The following is a 21,648-nucleotide window of genomic DNA, read 5'->3' as shown; positions in this document are numbered from 1 at the left end:
CGACTAGCTACCGAGCCGTGCCATCACATCGGAGACTGAAGGATTGGTGGCGGCAGTACCGTCGGGGAACAACACCGTCGGGACCGTCTGGTTGCCACCGTTAAGGGATTCCACCAGTGCTGCGGTGCCTTCAACCTCTTCGATGTTGATCTCTGTGTAGCCGACACCCTTGGCGTCAAGCTGCTTCTTCAGCCGGCGGCAGTATCCGCACCAGCTGGTGGAGAACATGGTGATCGAGCCGGCATCGGGGGTGTAATCCACGGTGCTCCTTCAGGAATTGTTGGTGGCGGCAAGGCAGGAACGTCTTGCACGGATACGCAATGATTCGCGTACACAGGGTTCAACACATGTGGGGACGTTTAGATTCCGAGTCGGTAGTTGGTAGTGGGCCGCTGACGGATCAGACGATCTCCCGGAGCGCGACGGTCCCGTCGTCAGCCACTGTCAGGCCCGGGTTGTGGCACACCTCCCAATGGAAGCCGTCCGGATCGGCAAAATAACCCGAGTAGCCGCCCCAGCTCATGGCGGTGCCCTCCGCGACCAATTCCGCACCAGCACTGAGAACCGTCTGGAGAACCGCATCCACCTCTTCCGGTGAATCGACGTTGTGGCCCAGGGTGAGCGGTGGAGCGATCAGACCGTGGCCAATACCTCCGGCCTCCGCAGCCAGGTGATCGGCACGGAAGAGCGACAGCACCAGCCCCTGACCCACCTGGAAGAACGCCACCTCGTCAGGGACGTAGACGAGGGGCTCCCAGCCAAGAGCCGTTGCATAAAAAGCGTAGGAGGTATCAAGGTTCCGGACACCCAGCGTAATAACTGTGACCTGAGGTTTCATGAGTTGATCCTACTGACACTTTCGAAGGTTCAGCACCGGCGCGCGCTGGCCGGGTTGTTGGTCGCTTCAGGCGCAGCGGATACCATCAGAGAGTTAACCCACCGCACCACCTTTGCTAGGAGACCACTGTGTCAGCGCCTTCCCTTATCACCCTCCTCGTCGACGGCGAAGAGCACCAGGTGACTACGGGCACTACCGGCGTTGACTTGTTCGCCGACCGCCGCGACGTCGTCGTCGTCCGCGTTGATGGCGAATTGGTGGACCTGGATCAGCCCATCCCCGCCGGTGCCACGGTCGAACCCATCACTATCGGCTCGCCCGAGGGCCTCGAAGTGTTGCGCCATTCGGCTGCCCACGTGATGGCGCAGGCAGTGCAGCAGCTGCGCCCCGGCGCCAAACTGGGCATCGGGCCGTACATCACTGACGGCTTCTACTTCGACTTCGACGTCGACACCCCCTTCACGCCGGAAGACCTGAAGCAGCTCGAGAAGATGATGCTGAAGATCGTCAACAGCAACCAGCTGTTCGTCCGCCGCGTCGCGACCGAGACCGAAGCCCGCGAAGCGATGGCCAACGAGCCCTACAAGCTGGAACTGATCGGCCTCAAGGGCGGTTCGGGAGACATCACCGACGACGACGGCGCCTCGGTCGAGGTCGGCGCTGGGGAACTGACCATCTACGACAACATCGACCGCAAGAGCGGCGACGTCGTGTGGAAAGATCTGTGCCGCGGCCCGCACCTGCCCAACACCAAGCTCATCTCCAATGCCTACGCTCTGACCCGCTCGGCCGCCGCGTACTGGCGCGGCAGCGAGAAGAATCCGCAGCTGCAGCGCATCTACGGCACCGCCTGGCCCACCAAGGACGAACTCAAGGCCTACCAGGAGCGCATCGCCGAAGCGGAGCGCCGCGACCACCGCAAGCTCGGCACCGAACTGGACCTGTTTTCCTTCCCCGACGAGCTGGGCTCTGGCCTGCCCGTATTCCACCCCAAGGGCGGAATCATCCGCAAGGCGATGGAGGACTACTCACGCCAGCGCCACGTCGACGCAGGCTACGAGTTCGTCTACACACCCCACATCACGAAGGGCCACCTCTACGAAGTGTCGGGCCACCTGGACTGGTACCGCGACGGCATGTTCCCGGCGATGCACGTCGACGAGGAACTCAACGAGGACGGCACCGTGCGCAAACCGGGCCAGGACTACTACCTCAAGCCGATGAACTGCCCCATGCACAACCTGATTTTCAAGTCCCGGGGTCGGTCCTACCGCGAGCTGCCGCTGCGCATGTTCGAGTTCGGATCCGTCTACCGGTACGAAAAGTCAGGTGTGGTGCACGGGCTGACCCGGGTACGCGGCATGACCCAGGATGACGCCCACATCTACTGCACCCGCGAGCAGATGAAGGACGAGCTCACCGAGACTCTCAACTTCGTGCTCGGGCTGCTCAAGGATTACGGGCTGGACGATTTCTACCTGGAGCTCTCCACCAAGAACCCCGAAAAGTCGGTGGGCTCGGATGAGATCTGGGACGAAGCAACCCGGACCCTCGCCGAGGTGGGCGAGGCCTCAGGGCTTGAATTGCGTCCCGATCCAGGCGGAGCAGCGTTCTACGGTCCTAAAATCTCGGTTCAGGCCCGCGACGCCATTGGCCGCACCTGGCAGATGTCCACCATCCAGCTGGACTTCAACCTGCCGGAACGGTTCGAACTGGAGTACCAGGCGGCCGACGGAACCCGTCAGCGCCCGGTCATGATCCACCGTGCGTTGTTTGGCTCGATTGAACGGTTCATGGGGGTGCTCACGGAGCACTACGCCGGTGCGTTCCCGGCCTGGCTGGCACCCGTCCAGGTGCTGGCCATCCCAGTCGCCGAAGCCTTCAACGAGTACCTGTTCGACGTCGTCGACAAGCTTAAGGCAGAGGGGATCCGTGCACAGGTAGACATCGGCACCGACCGGTTCCCGAAAAAAATCCGCACCGCGAGCAAGGAAAAGGTTCCCTTTGTCCTGATCGCTGGCGGCGACGACCAGGACGCCGGAGCCGTATCGTTCAGGTTCCGGGACGGCAGCCAGGACAACCAGGTGCCGGTCGACGAGGCAGTCCGGCGCATTGTCGAGGCTGTCCGGAATCGGGATAAGTAAAACGTATGGAGGGTATTACGGGGGCTGACGGGGCGAACGCCGACGGGGGTTATCCCGGCGACGACGACGTAAGGGACGACTTCGAGCTTGCCGGGGTGCCCGACGCTTTTCAGCGCCTGTGGACTCCGCACCGGATGGCCTACATCAGGGGCGGCCAATCCCAGTTCAAGGACAAGGACTGCCCGTTCTGTGTGGCACCGTCGCGTACCGACGAGGAATCCCTCATCGTGCACCGCGGCACGTACGCCTACGTGATCCTCAACTTGTTCCCGTACAACCCGGGTCACCTGCTGATCTGCCCGTACCGTCACGTTCCCGACTACACCGACGTCGACACCGCCGAGACCATCGAAATCGCCGAGCTCACCCAGACGGCGATGCGCGTGCTGCGGGAGGTGGCCAAGGCCACCGGATTCAACCTCGGCATGAACCAGGGAGTAACCGGCGGCGCCGGAATCGCAGCGCACCTGCACCAGCACGTGGTGCCGCGGTGGGGCGGCGACGGGAACTTCCTGCCGATCATCGCCCAGACCAAGGCAATCACCCAGACGTTGGATGAGGTGCGGACCCAGATGGCTGACGCCTGGCCCCAGCCGTCAGGGGTCGCGCCATCGGGCGAGAAGACCGGGCAGGCCGGTGGCACCGATGCTGAATAAGTACGCGCGCAGGTTCTTCACCTCGCTGTTCAGCCCCCTGGCGAAGCTGCTCCTCAAATGGGGAGTCTCGCCTGACGCGGTGACCATTGTCGGCACCCTCGGCGTCGTCGTCGGTGCGCTGGTGTTTTACCCGATGGGCGAACTGTTCTGGGGGACGGTGTTCATCACGGTGTTCGTGTTCTCCGACCTGGTGGACGGCATCATGGCTCGGATCAAGGGCGCGGGAGGGACCTGGGGAAACTTCCTCGATTCGACCCTCGACCGGATTGCTGATGGCGCGCTGTTCGCCGGGGTGGCCATCTGGTTCTTCGGTGGAGGGGACAACGCCCCCATCGCGATTGCCGCGCTGGCGTGCCTCGTCCTCGGGATGCTCGTGTCCTATGCGCGGGCGAAGGCCGAATCGCTGGGCTTCACCGCCAACGTTGGCATCGCCGAACGCGCCGAACGGCTGGTATCGGTGCTGGTGGTGACCGGCCTGACCGGGTTGGGACTCCCCGAAGTGGTACTGCTCACGGTGCTGATCCTGCTGGCTCTTGCGAGCACCGCCACAGTGATCCAGCGGGTAGCGGCTGTCCACAAACAGGCGATGGCCTCCAGCGGAAGCCACTAGCGGCAGATACCGGTCCGCCGCGGGCGTATTATTAACTGTTATCTTTTTACCTAACTTTAGGGGCGAATTGTGTCCACCGTTGAAGAAACTTCGACAACCGCGCCCGTGACCGGCAGCAGCCGGGTCAAGCGCGGCATGGCTGAAATGCTCAAGGGCGGCGTCATCATGGACGTTGTCACTGCCGAGCAGGCGCGCATCGCTGAAGATGCCGGCGCCGTAGCCGTCATGGCCCTGGAGCGCGTACCTGCCGATATCAGGGCGCAGGGCGGCGTGTCACGGATGAGCGACCCTGACATGATCGACAGCATCATCGAGGCGGTCTCCATCCCGGTGATGGCCAAAGCCCGGATCGGCCACTTCGTCGAGGCACAGGTGCTGCAGTCCCTCGGCGTCGATTACATTGACGAGTCCGAGGTATTGACCCCGGCCGACTACGCCAACCACATCGACAAGTGGAAGTTCACTGTTCCTTTCGTCTGCGGCGCCACCAACCTGGGCGAGGCGCTGCGCCGCCTCAACGAGGGTGCCGCGATGATCAGGTCCAAGGGCGAGGCAGGAACCGGCGACGTCTCGAACGCCACCATGCACATGCGGAAGATCCGTTCCGAGATCCTGCGCCTGTCCTCGATGGCTGAGGACGAGTTGTACGTGGCCGCCAAGGAACTGCAGGCACCCTTTGACCTGGTCAAGGAGGTCGCCCGTACCGGCAAGCTCCCGGTGGTGCTCTTCACCGCCGGTGGCATCGCCACCCCGTCCGACGCCGCGATGATGATGCAGCTCGGCGCTGACGGCGTCTTCGTGGGCTCGGGCATCTTCAAATCCGGCAACCCGGCCGAGCGTGCGGCGGCGATCGTGAAGGCGACCACCTTCCACGACGATCCCGACATGGTCGCCAAGGTATCCCGTGGCCTCGGCGAGGCAATGGTCGGTATCAACGTCGACGAAATCCCGGAGCCACACCGCCTCGCAGAGCGCGGCTGGTAGCAGCTCACCAACCAGTACACACACATGCGGACCGCCCTTAGGGGTGGTCCGCATTTGTATATGGCCTACAGCTCCAGCCAGTACGTCTGACCCCGGCCGATCAGCTCGAATCCCCGGCGCGAATACAGCTCAAAACCCTGCGGCGTCGCGTTCAGCGCGAGGTTTTCGGCCCCCGAGGCGGCAGCGGCGGTGCTTAGCCGGCTCAGCAACGCAGTCCCCAGACCACGTCGCTGGTACTCCGGCAGCACCTCCATATTGAAGATGCCGCCCAGCCCCTTCAAACCCGAAACCCCCGACGGGTAGAACGAGTACCCGGCGCCCGCAATGGAGCCGTCCACCCTCGCTTCCGCGTGCCACGCCTGACGAGGCTGGGACCGCACCACCCGCAGCTCCTGCAGCAGTGGCCCCCGGTAGTCGGGGACCTCGGTGGTGAGGGTCGCGGCGGCGTCGTCGTACGCCGCCGGATCCTGAACGCTGGCGGCCATCCACCAGGGCTGCCACCCCGGGCTGAAACCCAGTCCGGTCAATGGCGAACCCTTGACGCCACCGCCCAGCCAGACGCCCACCCGGTGGGCGCCCAGCCTGGTCGCCTCGGCGAGGGCTGGCCGGATCCCGGCCGGCGAGATTTCCAGCGGGAAGAGCAGGATCAGTTCCCGGCGCGCGGGAAGCCAGACCCACTCCGACCCGTGGGTAGTGAACATGCGACCGCCCGTGGCCGAGGACACCGCGGCGAACCAGGAACGTTGCAGGCGCTGGCACGCCGCGATGGTGACCATGGTTTTCTAGGCCAGCCCGCGGCGGGTGAGGAGCGGGTCGATCAGGGCGTCGCGGCCGCGGAAGTTGCGGAACGCCTGCAGCGGGTCGATGCTGTTGCCGCGGGAGAGCAGCTCGGTCCTGAAATGGTCGCCATTTTCGCGGGTCAGGCCGCCGGCGGACTTGAACCATTCGACGGTGTCGGCGTCGAGCACTTCGCTCCAGATGTACGCGTAATAGGCGGCCGAGTAGCCTCCCGCGAAGATGTGCTTGAAATAGCCGGTCCGGTACCGCGGCGGAACGGGGGAGAAGTCGAGGCCAGCCTGGGTGAGTGCCTCCCGTTCGAACTCCACCGGGTCCGCGACAGTGGTCCCCGCCGGGAGCGCATGCCAGGCCAGGTCCAACAGCGCTGCCCCCAGGTACTCGGTGGTTGCGAAACCTTCACCCCAGGCCTGCGCAGCGAGCAGCTTGTCGACGGTCTCCGCTGGCAGCGGCTCACCCGTCTGGTAATGCTTGGCGTAGTTGGCCACCACCTCTGGCCACAGGATCCACATCTCGTTCACCTGTGACGGGTACTCGACGAAGTCCCGGGGCACGGAAGTCCCGGAGAAGGTCGGGTAGGTGACCGACGAGAACAGGCCATGGAGGGCGTGCCCAAACTCATGGAACGTGGTCACCACCTGGTCGAACGTCAGGAGGGTGGGCTCGCCCGCGGGCGGCTTGGGGATGTTCAGGTTATTGACGACGACGGCGTGGGTGCCGTTCAGCGTCGACTGCTCGACGAAGGAGTTCATCCAGGCGCCACCATTCTTGGTGTCCCGGGTGTAGTAGTCGCCGAGGAACAGGCCCAGCTCTACGCCGTCGGCGTCCCTGACCTCCCAGACCCGCACCTCGGGATGGTAGCCCTCAAGATCGGACCGTTCGGAAAAGGTGAGGCCGTAGAGCTTGTTCGCGGCGAAGAAGATGCCGTCCTGCAGCACCCGTTCCAGCTCGAAGTAGGGACGCAGGGCGGCGAGGTCGACGTCGAACTTGTCGGCGCGCACCTTCTCCGAATAGTACGCCCAGTCCCACGCCTCGATCGGGTGCCCGGCGGCGGCTTCAAGGTCCACCACCTCGGCCCGCGCGTTGCGCACCGCTGCCGGAGCCAGCTGCCCCAGCATCCGGTGGATGGCATCCAATGAAGGGGCGGTCTGGTCGTCGGTAGCAGCCGAAGCGTGGCTGTCGAAACCCAGCAGCGCGGCCCGGTCGGCACGCAGTTCGGCCATCCGGGCGGCGATGCCCAGGGTCCGGTTCTCATGGTCGGCGAATCCGCGGTTGACCGACGCCTCATGCAGCCGCTGGCGGGTGGCCCGATGGGTCAGGGTCTCCATCGCAGGCTGCGCCGTCGGCAGGATCAGGGTGAGCAGGAACTTCCCGGGGTGGCCTGCGGATTCGGCTGCGGCTGCTGCCGATCCGATGTCATCCGCCGAGAGACCGGCGAGCTCTTCAGCCGTGTTCACGAGGAGCGCGGAGTTGTTGGTGTCCCTGAGCAGCCGCTGCTGAAAGTCGGTGCTCAACTGGGACAGCTCGGTGTTCAGGGCCCGCAGCTTGCCCTGGGCGTCGTCGTCGAGCTGGGCGCCGGCGCGGATGAACCGCCTGATGTACTCCTCGACCAGCCGGACGGCCTCGGCGTCCAGCCCGGCGGTCGGCACCGCCCGGACCCTGTCGAAGAGGCCACGGTTGAGGGAAATGTTGTCCTCGTGCGCCGCGTAGCGGGGAGCGATTTCGGTTTCCAGGGCCTGGATGGCGGGGGTGGAATGCGCGGAGGAGCTGTTGTGGAACACCAGTGCCACCCGCCGCAGGGTGGCCCCCGCCCTCTCGAGGGCAACAATGGTGTTCTCGAAGGACGCCGGCTCCGGCGAGGACACGATCGACTCGATTTCCGCGAGATGCTCGGCGAACCCCGCCTCGAAAGCCGGCAGGTAGTGGTCATCCTGGACCAGCCCGAAGGGTGGGAGCTGGTACGGCAGGGTACTGGGTGCGAGGAAAGGGTTGCTCATAACAACTAACCCTTACACATGCGGGGCGGGCACTCCAGCAACCGGCGGATCCGCTTCGGCGTGCGGCGGGGCCCTGATCGCTTGGCGGGGCTTATTATGGGGGAACATCGACGAGGGGGTCAGCCGTGCGGGCTACTTTGACCAGTTTGGCAGGAGCGGCGCTGGCTATCGGGCTGCTCAGCAGCTGCTCGGCGGCGGGGCAGAACCCCACCCCCGACGGGCAGGGGCCGACGACGGCGACCGCGGGCCCCCAGTCGTCCGCCTCATCCCAGCCGACCCCATCATCCGCCACCGCACCCACGACGGCCGCACCCACGACGCCCGAGCCCACCGCACCCGAACCCACGCCGGGCGAAGGTCCACCATGTGATGCGGACAGGTGTTTCAGCGTGGCTGCCACCGGTGACCTGCTGATCCACCCGGGACTGTGGGAGCAGGCCGCCGCCGACGCCGCGACAGCCGGCACGGGGGATCTAGATTTTGAACCACTGCTCGCCGGGCAGCGCGGGTATCTCGACCAGGCCGATCTGGGAATCTGCCACATGGAAACCCCGGTGGCGTTGCCGGAAGGGCCGTTCAGCGGCTACCCCCAGTTCAACGTTCCCCCGCAGATCCTCGACGCCGCCCGTGACGTCGGCTACGACGCCTGCACCACCGCAAGCAACCACACCATCGACGCCGGCACTGAGGGATTGAACCGCACCCTCGATGTCCTGGATGGCCTGGGCCTGGAACACACCGGCTCCTACGCCGATGAGGCATCCTCCAGGGAAGTCATGATCCTTCAGACCCCCGCAGCCCGGGTGGCGGTCATCCAGGCAACCTACGGGCTCAACGGGCTGATTCCCGAGCAGCCGTGGCAGGTGGACCTGATCGACGCAGCCGCCATGACCGCCAAGGCCCGGCAGGCCAGGGACGAGGGCGCAGACGTCGTCATCGCCGTGATCCACGCCGGCGACGAATACGCGACGATGCCCAACGCACAGCAGGTGGAGGTGGCCCACGCCCTCGCCGACAGTGGGGAGGTGGACTTTATTTACGGCCATCACACCCACTCGGTCCTGCCGATCGAGAAATACAACGACACCTGGATTGTCTACGGCCTGGGAAATGGCGTCAGTGAACTGTCACCGGTCCACGCGGTGAACAACGAGGGGCTGATGGTGAGGGCCCAGTTCGCCCAGGACGACGGCGGCGACTGGACGGTCAGCGACCTGGCCTGGGTACCCTCCATCATCGTCGCCGACCCCTACCGCTGGTGCGCGCTGGCACCGGACCAGCCTGCCGGTGCGTGCACCTCGCCCGAACGCGAGGCGGAGGTCAGCGCGAGGATCGCCGCGGTGGTCGATACGTTCGGCGCGGTCGACGACGGCGCCCACCTGTGGGATCTCACCGACGACCAGTGACCGGGCAGCCCGGCCCGGGAGCCGGGCCGTTTCCTAGCGGGGACGAGCCCCGGCGTGACGGCGCGCCAGCTCGGCGAGGCTGTCGTCGAGGTCGGCTGCGTCGAATGAGCCGAACTTTCGCTCAGCCGCTTTCCTGAGCAGGAAGTCGGCAATGGCCGGATTCTTCGGCAGCAACGAGCCGTGCAGGTAGCTCGCGACGACATTCAGGTGGCGGGCGCCCTCGTGCCGGTCCTGCGAGTTGTTGCCGGCACCCTTGGTGACGGTGCCCAGCGGCCGGACTCCGGGACCCAGCCGGGTCTGGCCGCTGTGGTTCTCGTAGCCGTGGATTTCACCGAACTCCTTGCTGTCCGCGACCACGTTGCCGATCAGGCGCTCGTTGGTGCCGTGGGTCTCCAGATCGAGGATCCCGATGCCCGGGATGACCGTCCCATCGTGGGTCTTGAAGAAATTGCCGAACAGTTGGTAGAGCCCGCAGATGACGAGCATCGGCAGGCCATCCTCGGCGAGTTCGCGCAGCTTCGGGGCAATGGCCTGCAGGTCCTGCTGGATGACCAGTTGGCCGCTGTCCTGTCCGCCGCCCCCGATGATCAGATCAACGTCTTCGGGAAAGGTGTCGCCGGCGCTGTGCTCAAGGATGTTCGCCGTGTACCCATGCCAGGCCAGCCGCTGTTTCAGCACCAGGACGTTGCCCCAGTCGCCGTAAATGTTCATTTCGCGGGGGTAGAGCTGCAGGATGTTCAGGGTGCCTTTGGACATCAGGAAACCACCTCGACTGTCGTGATCTTGGAGAGGTCCCGGCGGACCGCGAGCATGGCCGTGTAGGTGCAGAAAATCCGCTTGGGCTGGTCGTGCGTGGCGCTGATAAACGCCTTCAACGCCGCGGTCGTATCGGGTTCGACGGCGCGGACGTCGACGTCGTCGTACTTGAGCCGCAGCGCCATATCGTAGGCCCGGACACCGCTGACCATCTCCACCCCGGCCTTTCCGAGGGAATCGAAGTCGACGTCCCAGAGCCAGGACATGTCGCGGCCGTCGGCGTAATTGTCGTTGATGGCAATCATGGTGGCGTATCCGGCGGCGTCGAAAGACTTCAGCCCGAGCCGGAACCCGCTGGGGTTCTTCACCAGCACCAGTTCCAGTGGCTTGCCGTCCACCACGAGGGATTCACCGCGGCCGAAAGCGGGCTCGACGGTGGCGAGGGAAGCGAAGAGGGCGGCACGGTTGATGGCCCCGCCGAGGACGGTGCGCGCGGTTGCCAGCGCCGCGGCAGCGTTGAAGATGTTGTAGACACCGCGGAGCCGCAGGTCCACACTCGTCGATTCGCCATCGGTCAGGAACATTGCAGTGTTCCCGTCGACGTGTTCGAGGATCACATCAGCGGGGAGGCTCGACGGGGGAGCGACGCCGATATCCCCGCGCAGCTCGTCGTCGTTGGGAAAGGTGCTGCGCAACGACGCGTCGAGCCCGAAGTAGGTGACCTCGGCGTCGTGGACGGTCGACGCGATCCCGGCGACGCGGGGGTCCTCGCGGTTGAGCACCACGGTACCGGTGGTCTTCGCGGCGATCTGTTCCAGCAGACGCGTGGTCTGGTCAATTTCGCCGAAGCGGTCCAGCTGATCCCGCAACACATTGAGCAGCAGGCAGTGGGTGGGCGGGACCAGTTTCACGAAGTGGACCGCGTGCGCCTCATCGAGTTCGAGGACCGCGACGTCGGCCTTGAGCCTGCCTCGCCAGTTCACCTCGCCGAGCAGCGCGGCGGCCACCCCGCGGGTGAAGTTGCTGCCGGTGCGGTTGGTGAACACGGTCAGGCCCTGACCCTGGAGGAGTTCCACGACCATCTTGGTGGTGGTGGTTTTCCCGTTGGTTCCGCTGATGACCACCACTCCGTGCGGCAGGCCGGTCAAGGCGCGGCCCATGAACCCCGGATCGATTTTTTCGACGACCAGGCCCGGCAGCGCCGAGCCTCCGCCACGCAACCGCGAGATGCGGCGCACGGCCTTACCGACCAGCACACTGAAGGGAAACATGGAACCTAACTTATCGCAGTCCGGGCTCCGGTTTATCGCGGGCTGGCCCGCCCAACCTAGAATGGATCAATGACCACTTACCCCGTACCCGCCCCATCCGGCGTGCATGTTGGCGTGCTGGCTGTCCAGGGCGACGTGCGGGAACATATCCGCACCATTGAGTCCCTCGGGGGACGGGCCAGCGCCATCCGCCGGCCCAGCGAGCTGGCCGGGATCGACGGCCTCATCATCCCGGGCGGCGAATCGACGGCGATCGACAAACTCACCCGGGCCTTTGACCTGGCCGATCCACTGCGGGAACTCATCATGTCGGGGCTCCCGGTCTACGGATCCTGCGCCGGAATGATCATGCTCGCCGACGCCATCGCCGACCCGGCCACCGACCTTTCAGGGAACCCACAGCAGACCCTCGGTGGGCTGGATATCGTGGTCCGCCGGAACGCCTTCGGTCGCCAGCGGGACTCATTCGAAACGGATCTCGAGTTCGCCGGGCTTGCGCCGTCATCGTCGGGGGAGGTACCGCCGGTACGAGCCGTGTTCATCAGGGCTCCCTGGGTGGAGCGGGTGGGGGAATCGGTCGAGGTACTCGCGCAGGTACCGGCGAAGGCGCCCGCTAGTGACGCGCCGCACCCGGATGCGGACCGGGTCGCTAGGATTGTTGCGGTGCGGTCGGGGAACCTGCTCGCCACCAGCTTTCATCCCGAGGTAACCGGGGAGCGGCGGATACACGAATTGTTTATGCAGATGATCGTAAGGAGAACGGTAGATCATGTCGGGGCACTCTAAATGGGCAACCACCAAACACAAGAAGGCCGCGATTGATGCGAAGCGCGCCAAATCCTTTGCCAAGCTGATCAAAAATATCGAGGTGGCGGCGCGTGCAGGTGGCGCCGACATGGCTGGCAACCCCGGCCTGGAACTCGCTGTGCAGAAGGCCAAGAAGACTTCCGTGCCGATCGACAACATCAACCGCGCCGTGAAGCGCGGCGCCGGGCTGCTGGGCGACGCCGTCGAATACCAGACAATCATGTATGAGGCCCGCGGACCGCAGGGTTCGGCCCTGCTGATCGAGTGCCTCACCGACAACAAGAACCGCGCCGCTTCGGAGGTCCGGTTGGGTGTCACCCGCAATGGTGGCTCGATGGCCGATCCAGGCTCGGTGTCCTACCTCTTCACCCGGAAGGGAGTGGTCACGCTCCCGGGCAACGAGCTCACCGAGGATGACCTCTTGCTCGCCGTGCTCGACGCCGGTGCCGAGGAAGTGAAGGAAACCGCCGGGCGTTTCGAGGTCATCTCCGAACCGCAGGACCTCCGGGCGGTCGTCGCAGGCCTGGAGGAGGCCGGTATCGACTACGACACCGACGAGGCCGAGTTTGTGCCGTCCATGCAGGTGGAGCTCGACGCCGACGGCGCCCGCAAGTTCATCCGCCTGGTCGACGCGCTCGAGGACCTGGACGACGTCCAGAACGTATATTCAAACGCCGCCCTCTCCGATGAGGTACTGGCCGAGCTGGACGGCGACGACTGAGGCCGGTGGCTACCGTTGCACTCCAGACCCCTCACCGCCGGGCCGTCACGTGACTCTGCGTGTGATGGGGGTGGATCCGGGCCTCACCCGCTGTGGTCTGGCCGTGGTCGACATCGAGCCCAACCGGCGGTCATCGCTCGTAGCGGTGGGGGTGGTTGGCACACCGGCCGGTCAGGACCTCGACCAGCGGCTGCTCGTCATTTCCGACGCGGTCGATAAGTGGCTCGATACCCATTCACCTGACGTGCTCGCCGTCGAACGGGTGTTCAGCCAACTCAACGTGAGCACGGTGATGGGCACAGCCCAGGCCTCCGGTGTGGTGATCGTTGCTGCCGCACGGCGTGGAATACCGGTGGCCCTCCATACGCCCACCGAGGTGAAGGCCGCCGTCACCGGCAACGGCCAATCCGACAAGGTAGCGGTCACCAAGATGGTGACGAAAATCCTTCGGCTTGAAACCGCCCCCAAGCCGGCCGACGCCGCCGATGCCCTGGCCCTGGCCATCACCCACGCCTGGCGGCAGGGTGTTGCCACGAACCGGGCCTCCGCCAGCGGTGGCACCGCGACGGCAGCCCAGCGGATCTGGGCTGAAGCCGAAGCCAAGGCCCGACGGCGGCGCTAGGCCGCCGTTCACCACCGCTGACGGTGTGGCGCACCGAGCAACGTCCCCGGATGCCGGTACGCTGTTCGTAGATATGTTCGGATAGAAATTTTGGAGTAGCTCGCATGATCAGTTCCCTCCGCGGCACGGTTGCCCACGTTGGCCTCAACTCGGCAGTGCTGGACGTCAACGGGTTCGGCATGCAGATCCTTGCCACCCCGCAAACCCTTGCCACCCTGCGCACCGGACAGGAGGCGCAGGTCTTCACCGCGATGATTGTCCGTGAGGACTCCATGACACTGTTCGGGTTCGAGGAAGCCGACCAACGCGAGGTGTTCGAGACCCTGCTCAGCGTCAGCGGCATCGGCCCCAGGCTGGCCCTGGCCGTCCTGGCCGTGCACACCCCCGAAGCGATCCGGGTCGCTGCCTCCTCCGGCGACGACAAGGCGTTCAGCAAGGTCCCGGGGATCGGACCGAAGGGCGCCCGACGGATCGTCCTCGAACTGGCCGACAAGCTTGTTCCCCTGGGCACCACCGGTGGAACCCCGAAGAACGCCTGGCAGGGTCAGGTGCTGACGGCGATGATGGGACTGGGCTGGTCCGAGAAGGATGCGGGTGCAGCCATCGACGCCGCGACCGCTGAGGCCCCCGAGATCGCCGCCACCGGTGACGTGGGAGCCATCCTGAAGCTCACGCTGCGCCGCCTCGGCCAGGACGGCGCACGAGCCTCCGCCCGGAGCCGGGCGAGCTGATGGCGCGCGACGACGCAGCGGCGGGGGAAGAGACCCCCGTGGTCTCACCCGCCGGGGACCCCGAGGACCGGGCGGTCGAGGCGGCCCTCCGCCCCAAGAACCTCGACGACTTTGTGGGACAGCAGCGGGTCCGCCGCCAGCTCTCCCTGGTGTTGGAGGCGTCCCGGCTCCGCGGCCGGACGGCCGACCACGTGTTGCTGTCGGGCCCCCCGGGCCTGGGCAAGACCACCCTCGCCATGATTATCGCCGCCGAAATGAACGCACCACTGCGCATCAGCTCCGGGCCAGCGATCCAGCACGCCGGTGATCTCGCCGCGATCCTGTCCTCACTCACCGACGGCGAGGTCCTCTTCCTCGACGAGATCCACCGGATGTCCCGGCCGGCCGAGGAAATGCTCTACATGGCGATGGAAGACTTCCGGGTCGACATCATTGTCGGCAAGGGGCCCGGGGCGACCGCCATCCCGCTGGACCTGCCACCCTTCACCCTGGTGGGCGCCACCACCCGCGCCGGGCTGCTCCCCGGCCCGCTACGCGACCGGTTCGGTTTCACCGGGCATCTGGAGTTCTACTCGACCGGGGAACTTGAGCTGGTGCTCCGCCGGTCGGCGATGCTCATGGATATGAAGGTCAACTCGGCGGCGTTCTCCGAGATCGCCGGCCGATCCCGCGGCACCCCCCGAATCGCCAACCGGTTGCTGCGCCGGGTCCGTGACTGGGCGCTCGTCCACGGGGTGGACCTGATCGATGCGCGCTGCGCCGGGGCAGCCCTGGACATGTATGAAGTGGATGCGAAGGGTCTTGACCGCCTGGACCGGGCTGTACTGACCGCCTTGATCACCAAATTCAACGGCGGCCCGGTGGGGCTGTCCACCCTGGCAATCGCCGTCGGTGAGGAACCCGAGACCGTCGAGACAGTCGCCGAACCCTATCTCGTCCGGGAAGGGATGCTGGGGCGTACGCCCCGCGGTCGGATCGCCACCCGGGCCGCGTGGGATCACTTGGGCCTGGTCATGCCAGCCACCGTTGCCGCCGCGATGCCCGACGATCTCTTCGCCGTCCTCACCGACGACGCTCTTTCCGGTGGCACCCTGGTTGACGGCAACGGTGAGGTAACGGAATGGGTCAATACCGACTGACAGGCGTGCCGCAGGGACGCGGACAATCTCGTTTCCCTTTACACTGATATGACGTGCGGCACGTCAGGTGCGTGCGGATCCCAAGATATAGAAACGGAATTACTCTGTGTTCTCAACCCTATTAGCCCAGACTGCCGCCCCAGAGCAAGGCTTTGATATTTTCAACCTGCTTTTGCCGCTGGCGCTCGGAGCATTGATCTTCATGATGTTCCGGAGGCAACGGAAGACCCAGAAGACCATCAAGGAACAGCGCACCCAGATGGTTCCCGGCACCGAAGTGATGACGAACTTCGGCCTGTTCGGCACAGTGCTCTCCCTCGATGAGGAGAACAACAAGGCAGTGCTCGAGCTCGGCCCCGGCGCCACCGCCACCGTGCACATGCAGACCCTCACCAAAGTGGTCCAGCCTGAGCCCGCCGAGGACGACGAAGAGACCCCCGCCGTTCCCGACGACGCCTCATCGCTGACCAGCTCCACCGCCGACAGCCCCGTCACCGATACCCGGACCGCCACCGTTGATGGCCAGGACCAGCCGGGCCAGGACGGCGCACTCCCCGCCGAGTCCGGTACGGAGCGCCTTGACGCCCGCGCGGACGACGATCTCCGTCTGGACTATGACAACACGCGGGACAACACGCGGGACAACAAGGACAACTAGCGCCGGGTGGGGCAGCCGGGATCCGGTGACAGCCCCACCCCACCAGCAGGACCCAGCGCGCTCTTTCGATAAAAGGAAATTCCACATGCCTCGTACCGGCCCAGGCACGGCAGCGAAACGGACTCTCGTTTGGCTCGGCGTTATGTTTGCACTACTCGCAGTTCTCCTGGGCAGCGGGTCCATCTGGGGCACCGCGAGCTGGAGCCCCAAGCTGGCTCTCGACCTGGAGGGTGGCACCCAGATGATCCTGGCGCCGCAGGTCCAGGGTGGCAGCGATTCCATCACCGAGGAGCAGCTGGACCAGGCGGTGGAAATCATCCGGCAGCGCGTGGACGGCAGTGGCGTCGCCGAAGCCGAAATCAACACCCAGTCCGGCCGCAACGTGATCGTCTCCCTCCCCGGCATTCCGGACGCCCAGACCCGCGAGCTGATTCAGGCTTCGGCGCAGATGGAATTCCGTCCGGTACTCTTTGGCGGGCCGGGTCAGGCCCCCGCCGCCGAAGAACCCACCCCTGAAAAGGACTTGCCGACACCTACCGCCGAGCCTACCGATGCGAGTGACCCGAACTGGATCACCGCCGAGATCTTCTCCGAGTTTGAGGCCCTGGACTGCACCTCTCCCGAGGCGCTGGAGCCAGCCGAAGAGGCCGCACCAGCGGACCAGCCAATGGTTGCGTGCGAGCCGGGCAATATGGGCAAGTACATCCTCGGTCCCGTCGAGGTGCCGGGAACCGACATCGACTCAGCGGACTTCGGCATGCAGCGCGGTGCCCAGGGTCAGTCGCTGAACACCTGGGCCGTCAACATCCAGTTCAACGCCGAGGGAAGCGACACCTTCCGCGAGGTGACCGAGCGGCTGTTCGCCTTCGGGCAGGGTGACCCACGGAACCAGTTCGCCATTGTTCTTGACGGTGCAATCATCTCGGCACCCACCACCAACGCGGTCATCCCCGACGGCCGTCCGTCGATCAGCGGCAGCTTTACCGAGGAATCCGCCGCGGCGCTGGCCGAGCAGCTCAAGTACGGCGCGCTGCCGATCAGCTTCGAGATCCAGAGCGAGCAGCAGATCTCAGCGACCCTGGGCGCTGACCAGCTGCGGCTGGGCCTCATCGCCGGTGTGATTGGGCTAATCCTGGTGGCAGGCTATTCGATGCTGCAGTACCGGATGCTGGGCCTGGTCACCATCACCTCCCTCGTCGTCGCCGGGTTGCTCACCTACCTCGCCATCTGCATCCTCGGCTGGACCGAGAACTACCGGCTCTCCCTTGCAGGTGTGGCTGGCCTGATCGTGGCCATCGGGCAGACCGCCGACTCCTTCATCGTCTACTTCGAGCGAATCCGTGATGAGCTCCGGGACGGCCGTGGGCTGGTCTCTGCCGTCGAGAATGGTTGGCGTCGGGCCAAGAGCACGGTCCTGGCATCAAAGGCGGTCAGCCTGCTCGCCGCCGTGGTGCTGTACTTCGTGGCTGTAGGCAACGTGCGCGGGTTCGCTTTCACCCTCGGGCTGACGGCTATCGCGGACCTCATCGTGGTCTTCCTCTTCACCCATCCAGTCATGCGCCTGCTGGCGAGGACCAAGTTCTTCGGCGAGGGACACCGGTTCTCCGGCGTCGACCCGAAGAAGCTGGGCGTCATGCCCCTGTACCGGGGCGCCGGGCGAATCCGGATGCCCTCCGCAACCCCGGAGTCCGCCGCGCCGCGCACCAGGAACAAAGCAGTGTCAGGCGAAATCGCCCGCCGCACCACCATTGCCGAACGACGGCTGGCTGAACAAAAAGCCCATGCCGCGCGCAGCAATGGCACCGATCAGGAGGAAAAGTAAATGCGGGGCAATAGTTTCGCCAGGTTCGGCAACGACCTCTATTCGGGCAAACGCTCCTACCCCTTCGTAGGGAAGCGCAAACTGTGGTTCACCATTGCGGCCGTGGCCGTCCTGGTCTCGATCATCATTCCGATCGTCAAGGGCGGGTTCAATCTGGGGATCGACTTCCGTGGTGGGTCCGAGTTCACCGTCTCAAGCGTCGAGAACACCGAGATCACGCTCGGTGAGCAGGCGGTTACCAGTGTGGTGCCGGGCGCAGTCCCCAGTGTCACCAATATTGCACCGCAGACCATGCGGATCCAGACCGAACGCCTGTCCGACGACGAAACCCTCAGCGTTCGCGATGCACTGATCAGCGCGTATGACGTCACCGGGGAAGAGGTGACGACCAACTTCGTCGGCCCGACCTGGGGCGAGGACGTCAGCCGGCAGGCACTGATCGGTCTGGTGGTCTTCATCGGGTTGGCGGCGATCCTGATGGCCCTGTACTTCAGAACCTGGAAGATGTCCGCAGCAGCCATGATTGGCCTGGCGGTCGTGATGACCGTGACGGCGGGCCTGTACTCCCTGAGCGACTTCGAAGTCACACCGTCGGCGATGATTGGTTTCCTCACCGTGCTGAGCTATGCCCTGTACGACACGGTGGTGGTCTTCGACAAGATCAAGGAGAACACGGCGGACCTCGATGTCTCGACGAAACGGACCTTCAGCGAACAGGTGAATCTGGCGGTCAACCAGACCCTGGTGCGATCCATCAACACTTCGGTGGTCGCAGTGCTCCCCGTTGCATCGATCCTCTTCATCGGTGCGCTGCTCCTGGGCGCCGGAACGTTGCGAGACCTTTCTCTGGCCCTGTTTATCGGCATCATCATTGGCACCATCGGCACCCTGTTCATCGCCGCGCCGATGTACGCGCAGCTGAGGATGCGGGAGCCCGACATGAAACGGCAGGAGAAGCGGGTCCTGCATCGGAGGTCGGTGGAGGCTACCGAGACCGTCGCCACCACCTGATTTTCGTCACCTGATTTCCGTCACCTGATGGAGTGTCCCGGACTGGGTGAGGTCCGGGACACCTCCATGTGTGGCACCTGTTCGTACCTTTGGGGAGAACCGTTTCAGCACGGTTTGGTTTGCCCGTCTAGACTTAAATGTGCATGCCGAAGAACAAGCATGGTGTAATTCTTTTCAGCCGTTTGACGGTTGAGGAATCGGGGTAGTACGTGGCAGATGCCAGCGGTCCAGCAGAGCGGCCCGACACTGATAACAGTGGGGAGCGCGCCGGTTCAACCACGCGCCCATCGACTGCCCAGCTCGAACAGGTGCCTGCACCTCCTGCAGCAGCGCCCCCGGTCCGGACACCTGATGCGGCGATTGCCTCGGCAGGCTCGGCGCCGTCGGCGGCAAGCGCCGACCACAGCGGGCTCCCAGAGCGGAAGGCCAAGACCCGGTCCCGGCTGGCCCGGCTGACGGGTAGGGCATCCAGCGGGTACTCCCCGGTGCTCGAACCCCTGCTGCGCACGGTCAGGGCGAACAACCCCAAGGAAGACCTGGACCTGATCCAGCGTGCCTACCTCGTCGCCGAACACAGCCACGAAGGGCAGAAGCGCAAGAGCGGCGACCCCTACATCACCCACCCGGTTGCCGTCGCCACCATCCTGGCCGAGCTGGGCATGACGGGTACCACCCTCGCCGCTGCCCTGCTGCACGACACGGTCGAAGACACGGCGTGCACCCTGGACGACATCAAACGGGACTTCGGCGCCGAAGTGGCGATGCTCGTGGACGGGGTCACCAAGCTCGATAAGGTGTCGTTCGGCGACGCAGCCCAGGCGGAAACGGTCCGCAAGATGGTCGTCGCCATGGCCAAGGACATCCGGGTACTGGTGATCAAGCTCGCCGACCGGCTCCACAATGCCCGGACCTGGCGTTTCGTTTCACCGGAGTCCTCGGCCCGGAAAGCCCGCGAAACACTCGAGATCTTCGCGCCCCTGGCGCACCGGCTGGGCATGAACACCATCAAGTGGGAGCTTGAGGACCTGTCCTTCGCGGCACTGCACCCGAAGGTCTACGAAGAAATCGTCAGGATGGTCGGCGATCGCACCCCCGAGCGGGAAAAGCACCTGGCCGTGGTGCGCAACCAGATTGGCGAGGACCTGAAGTCGGTCAAGATCAAGGCCACGATCACCGGTCGGCCCAAGCACTACTACTCGATCTACCAAAAGATGATTGTCCGCGGCAAGGACTTCGACGACATCCATGACCTGATGGGTATCCGGGTCCTCGTGGACAGCGTCAGGGATTGTTACGCCACCCTGGGCCAGCTGCACGCCCGCTGGAATCCGCTGCCCGGACGGTTCAAAGACTATATTGCGATGCCCAAGTTCAACATGTACCAGTCACTGCACACCACGGTGATTGGTCCGGCGGGGCGCCCGGTGGAGATCCAGATCCGCACCCACGATATGCACCGTCGCGCCGAGTACGGCGTCGCCGCACACTGGAAGTACAAGGGAGGCGGGGCGAAGGGGGCAGACGGGCCCGACAATAGCGACATGGGGTGGCTGCGCAGCCTCGTTGACTGGCAGCAGGAGACGTCCGATCCGGACGAGTTCCTCGATTCGCTGCGGTTCGAGATCAACGCTGGCGAGGTATTCGTCTTCACGCCGAAGGGTGAGGTGATGGCGTTGCCAGCCGGGTCCACACCGGTCGATTTCGCGTACGCGGTGCACACGGAGGTGGGCCACCGGACCATTGGCGCGCGGGTCAACGGCAAACTTATTCCGCTTAACAGCGAGCTCAACCACGGCGATATGGTGGAAATCTTCACCTCCAAGGCCGAGGGCGCTGGGCCCAGCCAGGACTGGCAGGGATTCGTCAAGAGCCCCCGGGCACGCAACAAAATCAGGCAGTGGTTCACCAAGGAGCGCCGCGAGGAAGCCATCGAGAAGGGCAAGGAGCTGCTGACGCGTGCCATGCGGAAGCAGAACCTTCCGCTGCAGCGGATGATGACCCACGATGCGCTGATGGCTGTTGCTCAGGAGCTGCGGCACGCTGACATCGCTGCCCTGTACGCCGCCGTCGGTGACGGCCATTCCTCGGCCCAGAATGTGATCGAGCGCCTCGTTGCCCTGATGGGAGGCAATGAAGGTGCCGAGGAGAGCATTGCGGAGACAGTCGTCGCCAGCAGCCCCCGGCGACCCAAGTTCTCCGACTCCGGGGTGACAGTGCGCGGCGTCGGTGACGTCTGGGTGAAGATTGCCCGCTGTTGCACCCCCGTCCCGCCGGACCCGATCATCGGCTTCGTCACCCGCGGCTCGGGGGTTTCTGTTCACCGCAACGACTGCCGGAACGTCGAGGAGCTTCGTGACCAGCCGGACCGCATCGTCGAGGTCGAATGGGCCCCCACCCAGTCCAGCGTGTTTCTGGTGGAGATCCAGGTTGAGGCACTGGATCGGAAGAGCCTCCTCTCCGACGTCACCCGCGTCCTCTCGGAGAACCATGTGAACATTCTCGCGGCGAGCGTCAACACGTCGACGGACCGGGTAGCGCTGTCGCGGTTTGCCTTCGAAATGGGCGACCCGAAGTACCTGACCCACATCCTCAACGCTGTCCGACGGATAGACGGCGTGTTTGACGTGTACCGGACCACCGGGGCGCAACGCCGCCTCTAAACCGGGCCGCCGCTAAACAA

The 21,648-nt window shown here is 65.0% G+C and carries 21 protein-coding genes; 14 read left to right on the top strand and 7 right to left on the bottom strand.

Features of this window, described 5'->3' with window-relative positions; genetic code table 11:
* Window positions 1-3 precede the first annotated feature (3 nt).
* Window positions 4-261 (bottom strand): mycoredoxin, encoded by a 258-nt coding sequence (locus IWX64_RS12470; RefSeq protein WP_196867447.1) that lies wholly within the window; start codon window positions 259-261, stop codon window positions 4-6.
* 139 nt (window positions 262-400) lie between these two features.
* Window positions 401-838 carry a VOC family protein gene (locus IWX64_RS12465; RefSeq protein WP_196867446.1) on the bottom strand — a complete coding sequence of 146 codons (438 nt, stop codon included), beginning with the start codon at window positions 836-838 and terminating at the stop codon, window positions 401-403.
* Window positions 839-966: 128 nt separating this feature from the next.
* Here IWX64_RS12465 and thrS point away from each other — a divergent pair, with 128 nt between their 5' ends.
* The 4 genes from thrS (at window position 967) to pdxS (ending at window position 5,232) form a co-directional block, all read left to right on the top strand.
* Window positions 967-2,982, top strand: coding sequence for a threonine--tRNA ligase (thrS, locus tag IWX64_RS12460; protein WP_196867445.1), 2,016 nt, complete (start codon window positions 967-969; stop codon window positions 2,980-2,982).
* A 5-nt stretch (window positions 2,983-2,987) separates the two neighbouring features.
* Entirely contained in the window at window positions 2,988-3,638 is a 651-nt protein-coding gene (locus IWX64_RS12455; RefSeq protein ID WP_196867444.1) for an HIT family protein, read from the top strand.
* Window positions 3,628-4,248, top strand: coding sequence for a phosphatidylinositol phosphate synthase (pgsA, locus tag IWX64_RS12450; protein WP_196867443.1), 621 nt, complete (start codon window positions 3,628-3,630; stop codon window positions 4,246-4,248). Before IWX64_RS12455 ends, pgsA begins: the two co-directional genes overlap by 11 nt.
* 69 nt (window positions 4,249-4,317) lie before the next feature.
* A complete protein-coding gene (pdxS, locus tag IWX64_RS12445) occupies window positions 4,318-5,232 on the top strand; it encodes a pyridoxal 5'-phosphate synthase lyase subunit PdxS (protein WP_196867442.1) in 915 nt (304 codons plus the stop codon).
* 65 nt (window positions 5,233-5,297) lie between these two features.
* Here pdxS and IWX64_RS12440 read toward each other — a convergent pair whose 3' ends face one another.
* The 3 genes from IWX64_RS12440 to IWX64_RS17050 all read right to left on the bottom strand — a co-directional run bounded on the left by IWX64_RS12440 (window position 5,298) and on the right by IWX64_RS17050 (window position 8,424).
* Complete coding sequence (locus tag IWX64_RS12440; protein WP_196867441.1) at window positions 5,298-6,008, bottom strand: GNAT family N-acetyltransferase; 711 nt, start codon at window positions 6,006-6,008, stop codon at window positions 5,298-5,300.
* A gap of 6 nt (window positions 6,009-6,014) precedes the next feature.
* On the bottom strand, window positions 6,015-8,024 hold the full coding sequence (locus IWX64_RS12435) for a M3 family metallopeptidase (protein ID WP_196867440.1): 2,010 nt from the start codon (window positions 8,022-8,024) through the stop codon (window positions 6,015-6,017).
* Between the two features lie 94 nt (window positions 8,025-8,118).
* On the bottom strand, window positions 8,119-8,424 hold the full coding sequence (locus IWX64_RS17050; RefSeq protein ID WP_334683280.1) for a hypothetical protein: 306 nt from the start codon (window positions 8,422-8,424) through the stop codon (window positions 8,119-8,121).
* Between IWX64_RS17050 and IWX64_RS12430 the strand changes: the two genes are divergently transcribed.
* A complete protein-coding gene (locus IWX64_RS12430) occupies window positions 8,414-9,430 on the top strand; it encodes a CapA family protein (protein ID WP_334683279.1) in 1,017 nt (338 codons plus the stop codon). The genes IWX64_RS17050 and IWX64_RS12430 overlap by 11 nt on opposite strands.
* 33 nt (window positions 9,431-9,463) lie before the next feature.
* Here IWX64_RS12430 and IWX64_RS12425 read toward each other — a convergent pair whose 3' ends face one another.
* Entirely contained in the window at window positions 9,464-10,186 is a 723-nt protein-coding gene (locus IWX64_RS12425; RefSeq protein WP_196867439.1) for a type 1 glutamine amidotransferase, read from the bottom strand.
* A complete protein-coding gene (locus tag IWX64_RS12420) occupies window positions 10,186-11,457 on the bottom strand; it encodes a Mur ligase family protein (RefSeq protein ID WP_196867438.1) in 1,272 nt (423 codons plus the stop codon). Before IWX64_RS12420 ends, IWX64_RS12425 begins: the two co-directional genes overlap by 1 nt.
* A 69-nt stretch (window positions 11,458-11,526) precedes the next feature.
* On the opposite strand from IWX64_RS12420, the gene pdxT reads away from it, so the two are divergent.
* The 9 genes from pdxT (at window position 11,527) to IWX64_RS12375 (ending at window position 21,628) form a co-directional block, all read left to right on the top strand.
* Entirely contained in the window at window positions 11,527-12,243 is a 717-nt protein-coding gene (pdxT, locus tag IWX64_RS12415; RefSeq protein WP_196867437.1) for a pyridoxal 5'-phosphate synthase glutaminase subunit PdxT, read from the top strand.
* Window positions 12,227-12,985, top strand: a complete 759-nt coding sequence (locus IWX64_RS12410) for a YebC/PmpR family DNA-binding transcriptional regulator (protein ID WP_196867436.1) — start codon at window positions 12,227-12,229, stop codon at window positions 12,983-12,985. Before pdxT ends, IWX64_RS12410 begins: the two co-directional genes overlap by 17 nt.
* 49 nt (window positions 12,986-13,034) lie before the next feature.
* Window positions 13,035-13,607, top strand: a complete 573-nt coding sequence (gene ruvC, locus IWX64_RS12405; protein ID WP_196867435.1) for a crossover junction endodeoxyribonuclease RuvC — start codon at window positions 13,035-13,037, stop codon at window positions 13,605-13,607.
* Between the two features lie 104 nt (window positions 13,608-13,711).
* Entirely contained in the window at window positions 13,712-14,338 is a 627-nt protein-coding gene (gene ruvA / locus IWX64_RS12400; protein ID WP_196867434.1) for a Holliday junction branch migration protein RuvA, read from the top strand.
* The gene (gene ruvB, locus IWX64_RS12395) at window positions 14,338-15,477 is read left to right on the top strand and encodes a Holliday junction branch migration DNA helicase RuvB (protein WP_334683278.1); all 1,140 of its coding nucleotides are present in this window, start codon (window positions 14,338-14,340) and stop codon (window positions 15,475-15,477) included. The genes ruvA and ruvB overlap by 1 nt, the downstream gene beginning before the upstream one ends.
* Window positions 15,478-15,583: 106 nt before the next feature.
* Window positions 15,584-16,135, top strand: coding sequence for a preprotein translocase subunit YajC (locus IWX64_RS12390; protein ID WP_334683277.1), 552 nt, complete (start codon window positions 15,584-15,586; stop codon window positions 16,133-16,135).
* Window positions 16,136-16,220: 85 nt separating this feature from the next.
* Window positions 16,221-17,957: a protein translocase subunit SecD gene (secD, locus tag IWX64_RS12385; RefSeq protein ID WP_196867433.1), complete on the top strand. Its 1,737-nt coding sequence runs from the start codon at window positions 16,221-16,223 to the stop codon at window positions 17,955-17,957.
* Complete coding sequence (gene secF, locus IWX64_RS12380) at window positions 17,958-18,968, top strand: protein translocase subunit SecF (protein ID WP_196867432.1); 1,011 nt, start codon at window positions 17,958-17,960, stop codon at window positions 18,966-18,968.
* Window positions 18,969-19,327: 359 nt separating this feature from the next.
* A complete protein-coding gene (locus tag IWX64_RS12375) occupies window positions 19,328-21,628 on the top strand; it encodes a RelA/SpoT family protein (RefSeq protein WP_334683283.1) in 2,301 nt (766 codons plus the stop codon).
* The last annotated feature ends 20 nt before the right edge of the window (window positions 21,629-21,648 follow it).

The sequence above is a fragment of the Arthrobacter sp. CAN_A212 genome (assembly GCF_015752345.1).
GTDB lineage: Bacteria > Actinomycetota > Actinomycetes > Actinomycetales > Micrococcaceae > Arthrobacter_D.
This window is presented reverse-complemented; position numbering and strand designations above follow the sequence as displayed.

What these genes read in the sequence shown, in the direction of transcription:
- ruvA (WP_196867434.1), top strand. Translation starts at nt 13,712, where the DNA reads ATGATCAGTTCCCTCCGCGGCACGGTTGCCCACGTTGGCCTCAACTCG.
- pgsA (WP_196867443.1), top strand. Translation starts at nt 3,628, where the DNA reads ATGCTGAATAAGTACGCGCGCAGGTTCTTCACCTCGCTGTTCAGCCCC.
- IWX64_RS12435 (WP_196867440.1), bottom strand. Translation starts at nt 8,024, where the DNA reads ATGAGCAACCCTTTCCTCGCACCCAGTACCCTGCCGTACCAGCTCCCA.
- IWX64_RS12465 (WP_196867446.1), bottom strand. Translation starts at nt 838, where the DNA reads ATGAAACCTCAGGTCACAGTTATTACGCTGGGTGTCCGGAACCTTGAT.
- ruvB (WP_334683278.1), top strand. Translation starts at nt 14,338, where the DNA reads ATGGCGCGCGACGACGCAGCGGCGGGGGAAGAGACCCCCGTGGTCTCA.
- IWX64_RS12425 (WP_196867439.1), bottom strand. Translation starts at nt 10,186, where the DNA reads ATGTCCAAAGGCACCCTGAACATCCTGCAGCTCTACCCCCGCGAAATG.
- IWX64_RS12455 (WP_196867444.1), top strand. Translation starts at nt 2,988, where the DNA reads ATGGAGGGTATTACGGGGGCTGACGGGGCGAACGCCGACGGGGGTTAT.
- pdxT (WP_196867437.1), top strand. Translation starts at nt 11,527, where the DNA reads ATGACCACTTACCCCGTACCCGCCCCATCCGGCGTGCATGTTGGCGTG.
- secD (WP_196867433.1), top strand. Translation starts at nt 16,221, where the DNA reads ATGCCTCGTACCGGCCCAGGCACGGCAGCGAAACGGACTCTCGTTTGG.
- IWX64_RS12420 (WP_196867438.1), bottom strand. Translation starts at nt 11,457, where the DNA reads ATGTTTCCCTTCAGTGTGCTGGTCGGTAAGGCCGTGCGCCGCATCTCG.
- IWX64_RS12410 (WP_196867436.1), top strand. Translation starts at nt 12,227, where the DNA reads ATGTCGGGGCACTCTAAATGGGCAACCACCAAACACAAGAAGGCCGCG.
- secF (WP_196867432.1), top strand. Translation starts at nt 17,958, where the DNA reads ATGCGGGGCAATAGTTTCGCCAGGTTCGGCAACGACCTCTATTCGGGC.
- IWX64_RS12440 (WP_196867441.1), bottom strand. Translation starts at nt 6,008, where the DNA reads ATGGTCACCATCGCGGCGTGCCAGCGCCTGCAACGTTCCTGGTTCGCC.